This window comes from Candidatus Zixiibacteriota bacterium, assembly GCA_014728145.1.
Classification (GTDB): domain Bacteria; phylum Zixibacteria; class MSB-5A5; order JAABVY01; family JAABVY01; genus WJMC01.
Genome location: WJMC01000051.1, coordinates 1 through 7,959, shown reverse-complemented (window position 1 = coordinate 7,959; position 7,959 = coordinate 1). Strand labels below are relative to the sequence as shown.

Here is a 7,959-nt window from a genome sequence, read left to right as displayed (position 1 = left end):
ATATATTCCTGGCGGCTACTATCACTCCATCATCCAATTCGATAGCGCCGATGATCGAGAACCTCCTGCGCCGTGCGGACGAACAAAATCTCTACAATCGCGAAAATACATTTATCGCCAGTGTGGCTGACCTGTTCCCTTTTGAGACTCCGAACATGTTCGGTATCGCCAATATGATCAAGGCTGTCTGGGGATACAACAGCTACATGGATGCCGAGCAGGACACGCCCAAGCGGGATTCACTGCGCGCCCTGGTAAATTATCACAGTGCGATCGCTCTGGATACACTGCGCTCGAATTTCGCCCGCTCGATAGCGACATTCCTGCTGGCCACGACTAATTCAAATATCAAAAACGACGCTGCCTGGCAATATTTCCAGAAATGCCTGGAGCTCGCTAAAGATGATTCCGATTTCCCGCAGGGCGGTTTCTATGCCAAGAATTACAATTTTGATATCTACCTGGCAACTACTGTAGCATTTCTGCCGGCTTACTGCGAATACCTGTATGACAACGCTCGCTACGGTGAAATCGTGGATGCCACCGAGTACATGGTCGATCTGGACGCGCTCGATGCCGGTATGCTCGAGAACGTCTCCAAGGAAGCGATCTTCTGGAGCGAGAAAGCGATCCGTGCTCTGCAGGAAGAGAATCGCTACGATGATTCCGACGATATCTATCGTCGCCTGCAGGCCTTTTACAAGTATATGCAACAGAACAAGACCTACTCAAATGAGCCGGATAGCGAATAGGAGGAAATCATGAAAAAAATTACATTTGTATCATCGCTAATGCTGATTCTCCTGGCGGGATCGCTGTCTGCCTCTTCGGGCATGATCGATCATCCCTATGAGGAAATGAAAGATCTCAACCGCGACCTGGATTCATACCTGGGAGCGGCCAAGAAACTCTATAGTTTCGATGACCGCTGGTATATCTCAAAACTCGCGGTGCACAATATCTACCGCCAGAAAGCGATCTGGCGCAACAACCGTCTCCAGAACGAGATGACCAACGATCTATTGTCCGAATCGCTGGTGAAGTTCATTTTTATCAACTACTATGTCGGCAATCCGAACTGGGCCGACTGGGGGTTCTGGAACCTGGAAACCTTCTATCCATCATATACGGCGTATATCGATACAACGACCGATATGACTTATGGTGAATGCCTCTCTTTCGTTAAAAACAACTGGCTGGCCAGTTATGCCAAGTGCAATGCCTTTAACGAACTGGTCGGACCAAAACGTCTCGAGGACAACTATCTGTCACTGGTCGTGAGGCGCGCGGTCCATGCCGATGAAGACCGCTATGTCCTGCGTTGCGCTGAGGAGTACCTCAATTACCGGATGGAGCAGGTGCGCGAGTGGTTCACCTTTTTCCTCCCAGAGGGCGAATACCAGATCGAGGATGAGAAAGGCTGGGTTTTCCCTAAGGAATTCGAGGCTTCCGATGACAGCGCGCAGTTTGTCTACTTTACACCGAATTACAGCTTCGATTTTATTCCGGTAGCACAGGTGTTCACCGATACCGGCTACTATTTCGATACGCTTTCGACAAAGGAATTCGAGCTTATCCGTGTAAACGAGGGACGCCTGGCGGTGTTCGATTCACTCGAATTCGGCCGGTATATATTTAAGGTCAAACCGCCATACAAGATAGTCGACAAATTCCCGAACAAGCTGATCATTCCCAAGGACGCATTCGGGGCTGACTATATGGACCGCGAAAGCACCATGTTCAACAAACATGCCTATGACAAAGTGACGATCGGAAATCGCCAGAAATTTATTTACAACAAAATTGAGTGGGTCAAGACACCTGTCTATGGCGAAAAAGAAGAGTAACCGCAGCGTTAAAAAAAATCGGATTTTGCGCTGGCCGTCTCACCCTCCCGCAGTGAGGCGGCTTTTTTTTGTAAATAATTCAGTTCCCGACCCACTAAACCACTGACGATCAAAGTTTGTCATCGCGGGCGAAGTGGGGCGATCTTTGCGTATAAGACCGCTTCGTCGCAACACTCCCCGCAAGGACAAACGCGGCCCGGTAGTCATTTCGACCGATACGGCTTCTGCCGGAGAGCGGAGAAATCTCATTGAGAACGAGTGGAGAAATCTTAATCATTGGATTTTTCCATGGCAGGTCACAAGCTCCCGACAAAAGTCGAGAACTCAAGACCTGCTATAACGAAGCAAGATATCCTGGCGTCGTTTTCGATCTGTGATCGAAGCTCCTCAGGATGACCGGGCTGTTATGTTCGCCAGATATTTGACAACACCTGACGAAACACTAAATGAATCCACCTATGAAGAGGATGCCCACCCAATTTTAGGCCAATTAGATCAGCCTAATAATCATTCAATCATATACTTCCAAAAGCGCGAATTGTGCAGATTTTTACAAACATCACAACCATTCTAAGCGAATAACTTATATGAGGTTATTTGTGAATAAAAGCACTTGACAAGTGTTCTTTTAAATCTTAAATATATCATCTTATGCCAGCTATGCACAGGCATTTGAGCAGAAACATAGTCTATTTTGCAAACGTTCTGTCAACAATTTACGATAATTGCAGGTGAAATAATTCACATGCGAAATCAAGTTACCTGTCAGGAAAATAACATCATCAATACAGAAAGATTAACGCGATGAAAGTTGCTTATTACCCCGGATGTACGCTCAAGACCAGCGCTAAAAACCTCAATGACTCCGCGGTGGCATCACTGGCCAGGCTCGACCTCGAGCTGGAGGAACTGCCCCGCTGGAACTGTTGCGGTGCGGTCTATTCACTGGCGGACGACGACCTCCTGCACCTGGTGGCACCGATTCGAGACCTGATCCGGGTCGCCGATATGGGCCATGACAAGGTCGTGACGATCTGCTCGATGTGTTACAACACCCTCGCTCGCGCCAACAACCTGATACGCGATGACGAGGAAAAACGTTTTACGATCAACAGTTTTATGGAAGAGGAAACCGACTACACCGGACAGGTTGAGGTCATTCATCTTCTGCCGTTTCTGCGCGATCATGTAGGCTGGGACAAGCTCAAAGAGAAGGTTACCAACCCGCTCAAGGATCTCAAGGTGTCGCCGTACTATGGTTGCACCCTGACCCGTCCCAAAGATATTGCCATCGACAGTGCCGACAACCCGACGATCCTGCATGATTTCCTGGATGCTCTCGGTGCTCAGGTGATCGACAGCCCGGCCTCGATTGAATGTTGCGGATCGTACCAGATCCTCTCCAATCCGGAGGCGGCCTACAAGAACGTCTACAAGATCGTCAGCACAGCCCAAAAACGGGGCGCGGAGGCACTCGTCTCGAGTTGCCCGTTGTGTGAATACAGCCTGGGACACAGGCAGAAAGATTCGATCGACAAATTCGGTCAGGGCGAGTCAACGGTACCGACATTCTATTTCACCCAGCTTTTGGCGATAGCCCTGGGAGTTGACGAAAAGGAATGTCATTTCGATATCGGTCATGAAAGCTCACGAGAGCTTTTATCCGGCAAGAACCTGATTTCAGCGTAGGAAATAATTAACAACAAAATAGATGAGAGTGTGATATGAGCACAACAGAATCTACACCTGCAAAAATTAAAGCCAAGCTTGTGCCGATCTACATAATGGGCAAGCGTTACGAGGTCCCCGAGTCGCTGACCATCATGAAAGCGATGGAACATGCCGGCTACAAGTTCATCCGCGGATGCGGATGTCGTGGCGGTATCTGCGGGGCCTGCGGCACTGTCTATCGTCTCCCGGGCGATTATCATATCCGGGTCGGACTGGCCTGCCAGACCGTGGTCCAGGAAAATATGTACCTGACCCAGATACCGTTTTTCCCGGCTAACCGGGCGGTCTATGAAATGGAAGAAGTCGCCCCTGAAGTCTCTTATGTCCAGAAGAACTACCCGGAGTTGTTCCGGTGCGTGGCTTGCAATGCCTGCACCAAGGTCTGCCCCATGGATGTCCCGGTCCTGGATTATATCTCCGCTATCAAACAGGGTGATTTCAAGAAAGCCACCGAGCTGTCTTTTGACTGCATCCAGTGTGGTCTGTGTGCCACCCGTTGTATGGGTGAGATGGCGCAGTACCATATCGCCCAGATGGTGCGTCGAATCTACGGCATGAAGATGGCTCCTTATCCGGAGCATTGCAAGGAAATGGTGGAAGGCATCAAGGGTGGTAAGTACGATGGTTTCCTGGCTGAGCTCAAGAGTGCGTCAGTCGATGAGCTCAAAAAGCTCTACACCGAGCGCGAACAGGAATCACATATGGCTGACGAAAAATGGGAACCGCAGGAAAAGCAGTACCTGTAAAACCGAACATATTACTGGAGAATAGATTATGCCGTATCCCGAAGCATTGAAAGACCTCATGAAAAAGGTCGAAGAGACCCGCCCGGCGCGTGTCGAACGCAAACAGGCGGATAAGGAATTTCCGATGATGTCTCTGGAGGAACGCGAGGATATCCTCAAATTCCATCCTGATTATATCGATGAAGGTCGCCGAGAGATCAAAATCGGTCCCAACAAAGGCTATAAGATAGCCCATGAAGTGGTCGATATGCTCGAGGCCAAAAGCCGGGTCGAACCCGCTAAGGTTGACCTGACGAAGGCCGACTACGAGACCGACGTGCTCGTTATCGGCGGGGGAGGAGCCGGAACCTCAGCCGCTCTGCTGGCCCAGGAACAGGGCGCAAAAGTGATTATAGCTACCAAGCTTCGTCATGGCGATGCCAATACGATGATGGCCGAAGGCGGTATTCAGGCCGCCACCAAGAACTGGAAAGATTCGCCTTATTATCATTACCTGGATGTCGTCGGTGGCGGTCATTTCAAGAATAAACCGGAACTGGTAGAGACCCTTGTGTCTGAGGCTCCGGATGTCATCAAGTGGCTGGTCGAACTGGGTTGCAATTTCTCCCGATTCGATGACGGCACTCTGAAGACTTTGCACGGCGGAGGTACCTCTCGCAAGCGTATGCATTTCGCGGCCGATATCACCGGGGCCGAGATGATGCGTACAGTCCGTGACGAGGCCAGGAATCGTTGTGAAGACATCAAGGTGCTCGAATTCTCTCCGGCAGTCGAATTGATCTTAAACGACAAAGGCGAATGTGCCGGGGCTTTGATGTATAACATGGATACTGAAGAATATTTCATCATCAAGGCCAAAGCTGTCGTCATGGCCACTGGTGGCTCGGGTCGCCTGCATGTCCAGAATTTCATGACCACCAACCACTACGGCGCGACCGGCGACGGTCTGGTGATGGGTTATCGTGCCGGTGTCGGACTCTGCTTTTTGCACACGATCCAGTACCATCCGACCGGAGTGATCTTCCCGGAACAGGCCGAGGGTATCCTGATTACAGAGAAATTCCGCGGTTCCGGTGCCAACCTCGTCAACATCAAGGGCGAACAGTTCGTCAATGAGCGCGAGCCTCGAGATATCGAAGCATCCGCTATAATCCGCGAATGTGTTGACCGCGGTCTGGGTGTGCCCACTCCGACCGGTAAGTTCGGTGTCTGGCTGGACAGCCCGATGATCGACCATCTTTCCGGCGAAGGTACTGTCGAAAAAGAATTCCCCGGCAAGTTTATCCTGTATAAACGCTTTGACATCGATATCTCGAAAGAGCCGATGCTGATCTATCCGACTTTGCATTACCAGAATGGTGGCCTGGAATTCAAAAAAGATGGTTCGACTGCAGTAAAGGGGTTCTTCATAGCCGGTGAGGTCGGTGGTGGTACCCACGGTGAGAATCGTCTGATGGGCAACTCGCTTCTGGATATTATGGTATTCGGTCGTATCGCCGGTAAGAACGCCGGCGAGTTTGCCAAAGATCGAAGCGATCTGGGCCAGTTGTCTTTGGAGCATGTCGATAAATATCATAAGGAAATGGCCGAGGCCGGTATCGAGACCGATCGTGTGGCGCCGATGCTTCTTCCGGATTATACACCGGTCGAGATCAAAGAGCGAGAACTTACCAGCCATTACGTCGGTACAATAAGATAGTGAGGGGCTAATATGACTGACGAAGAAAACAAAGACGTTCAAGATAATACCGTCGAAAACTGCGACAACCCGGAATGTGAGGGCAAACAGGGCTTTGTTATCACTGAAAAGACTTTTGGAAAAGAATTCCTGGAAAAAGTCAAAGAGATATCCGGTCAGAATATTGAGAAATGTATGCAGTGTGGAACGTGTTCCGGCGGCTGTCCGATGGCTGAGGTTTTGCAAATCACGCCACGGCAGGTAATGCATCTGTCGGCTCTCGGACAGGAGGAATTGCTGGTCAACAAGAACACGATCTGGATGTGCGCTTCCTGCAACACCTGCGCTGTCAGGTGCCCGCGGGGATTGGATATTCCCAAAGTTATGGAAGCGATTCGGCAGGTGTTTCTGCGCAAGAACCAAAACTATATCGAGCCGAACCAGATTCCCGACGAGGTCCTCGAGGATCTTCCGCAGATCGTCATGGTCAGTTGTTTCCGCAAACATACAGCCTGATCGGGCAGAGAAAGCAGATATTTAGACAGCATGGCAGTAGCTTCACAATGCTGCCATGATAAAATATTTGTGGTTGGCAGATGCCCCAACCTGTCAGGACAAATACTTCAAATATGCGGGAAGGAATCATTCCTTCCCGTTATTATCAGGACGATTATCATTTTTTTTATTCGATTACTCTTACCAATATTGAGATGCAGAGGTGTCAGTCATTCATGTTTGATTAAGAGCAGAAATACTAGCTAAATGCAAATTGATATTTATCATTTCAAAAACAGACTATTAGTAGAAATACAGCTTACTTCTTTGGCCGTCTGAACTGAAGTCGATACTCTTTATCCATCTTCTCGCAGGCGTACTGGTAGGCGGTGCGATTACCGGTTCTGACGTGCTTCTTTAGCAGTTTCTCGATCCTGTCAGGGTAGACCTTCCAGGCATCGCGAAGCATCCAGCCTACACCCTGGCCGACCTCACGCACCGGATCGTTGATCAACAGGTTGCCAACCTTGAGGACCGGGGTGATCTTTTGCTCTTTGTAGAATGCTTCGACCGTGGTGACCGGTACCGCCCGACGGACCCATTTGGATTTATGCGTATGCCAGGCGATCAGGTCATTATAAGACACAATATCCCTGAGGATGAACTCCCTCAGAACGTATTTGCAAACGCTGTCGGTTTGAGCCCAGTTGGTAAAATATCTGCCGATCCAGGCTCGAATCTGGGTAAACAGGCTTTTGGAGTAATAGCGCTCAAGATTCGTCAGAAAGCGGATTACGGTCGAGGTCTCCTCGTTCATGCCGGATTCGAACAGCCCCACGAAGAGCTTTTTATAGTCTTTTAGTGTGAATTCATCCTCGAGCTGATCGATCCATTTCTGGATTTCTTTACTTTGGATTTCAGGGTTTACCCCGTAGGCACGGTAACCCTCGCGGAAGAAACGGGAATACTTCTCGACAACCAGCGGATCGGAGTTTTTCTTGTAAAATGAGCGGATCATCCTGATCGCTCGGTCAGCCTTATCCATGCCAGCTCCTTTTAGATTGATGCCTGACAATATCACAGTTTAAAGCCTGTATCACATAAGTCAACAATTACTTTATACTTAGAGGGGTTAAATCCGAATGAGAAAGTACGATAATATAATCGAAAAGTAATTTAAATTAGCTATTGACAAAGAGCATTGAGCGTATAAATTTGAGTTTTGCAGTTCGAATAATGGGCCTATAGCTCAGACGGTTAGAGCGCACGCCTGATAAGCGTGAGGTCACTGGTTCAACTCCAGTTAGGCCCATTTAAAATGATTCCGGTACGAGCCGGAACTTTTTTTATCGAACTGTTTTTAATATGCGATCAGAGTTCTGAAAATGGGGATGTAGCTCAGCTGGGAGAGCGGTGGCTTTGCAAGCCACAGGTCGAGGGTTCGAGCCCCTTCATCTCCATT

The 7,959-nt window shown here is 49.3% G+C and carries 6 protein-coding genes and 2 tRNA genes; 7 read left to right on the top strand and 1 reads right to left on the bottom strand.

What is annotated here, in order from left to right; all coding sequences use genetic code 11:
- Window positions 1–761: 761 nt before the first annotated feature.
- The 5 genes from GF404_02955 (at window position 762) to GF404_02935 (ending at window position 6,518) form a co-directional block, all read left to right on the top strand.
- Window positions 762–1,847 (top strand): hypothetical protein, encoded by a 1,086-nt coding sequence (locus GF404_02955; GenBank protein MBD3381135.1) that lies wholly within the window; start codon window positions 762–764, stop codon window positions 1,845–1,847.
- Between the two features lie 804 nt (window positions 1,848–2,651).
- Window positions 2,652–3,536 carry a heterodisulfide reductase, subunit B gene (locus GF404_02950; protein ID MBD3381134.1) on the top strand — a complete coding sequence of 295 codons (885 nt, stop codon included), beginning with the start codon at window positions 2,652–2,654 and terminating at the stop codon, window positions 3,534–3,536.
- A gap of 35 nt (window positions 3,537–3,571) precedes the next feature.
- Window positions 3,572–4,324, top strand: a complete 753-nt coding sequence (locus tag GF404_02945; GenBank protein MBD3381133.1) for a 4Fe-4S dicluster domain-containing protein — start codon at window positions 3,572–3,574, stop codon at window positions 4,322–4,324.
- Window positions 4,325–4,352: 28 nt separating this feature from the next.
- Window positions 4,353–6,023 (top strand): FAD-binding protein, encoded by a 1,671-nt coding sequence (locus tag GF404_02940; GenBank protein ID MBD3381132.1) that lies wholly within the window; start codon window positions 4,353–4,355, stop codon window positions 6,021–6,023.
- Between the two features lie 12 nt (window positions 6,024–6,035).
- On the top strand, window positions 6,036–6,518 hold the full coding sequence (locus tag GF404_02935) for a heterodisulfide reductase (protein MBD3381131.1): 483 nt from the start codon (window positions 6,036–6,038) through the stop codon (window positions 6,516–6,518).
- Between the two features lie 298 nt (window positions 6,519–6,816).
- Here GF404_02935 and GF404_02930 read toward each other — a convergent pair whose 3' ends face one another.
- Window positions 6,817–7,542: a hypothetical protein gene (locus tag GF404_02930; protein MBD3381130.1), complete on the bottom strand. Its 726-nt coding sequence runs from the start codon at window positions 7,540–7,542 to the stop codon at window positions 6,817–6,819.
- 193 nt (window positions 7,543–7,735) lie between these two features.
- On the opposite strand from GF404_02930, the gene GF404_02925 reads away from it, so the two are divergent.
- A tRNA-Ile gene (locus GF404_02925) sits at window positions 7,736–7,809 on the top strand.
- A gap of 75 nt (window positions 7,810–7,884) precedes the next feature.
- A tRNA-Ala gene (locus GF404_02920) sits at window positions 7,885–7,957 on the top strand.
- Window positions 7,958–7,959 lie beyond the last annotated feature (2 nt).

Excerpts from the sequence above, each read along its gene's own strand:
- GF404_02930 (MBD3381130.1), bottom strand. The coding sequence starts at position 7,542 with ATGGATAAGGCTGACCGAGCGATCAGGATGATCCGCTCATTTTACAAG.
- GF404_02955 (MBD3381135.1), top strand. The coding sequence starts at position 762 with ATGAAAAAAATTACATTTGTATCATCGCTAATGCTGATTCTCCTGGCG.
- GF404_02945 (MBD3381133.1), top strand. The coding sequence starts at position 3,572 with ATGAGCACAACAGAATCTACACCTGCAAAAATTAAAGCCAAGCTTGTG.
- GF404_02950 (MBD3381134.1), top strand. The coding sequence starts at position 2,652 with ATGAAAGTTGCTTATTACCCCGGATGTACGCTCAAGACCAGCGCTAAA.
- GF404_02935 (MBD3381131.1), top strand. The coding sequence starts at position 6,036 with ATGACTGACGAAGAAAACAAAGACGTTCAAGATAATACCGTCGAAAAC.
- GF404_02940 (MBD3381132.1), top strand. The coding sequence starts at position 4,353 with ATGCCGTATCCCGAAGCATTGAAAGACCTCATGAAAAAGGTCGAAGAG.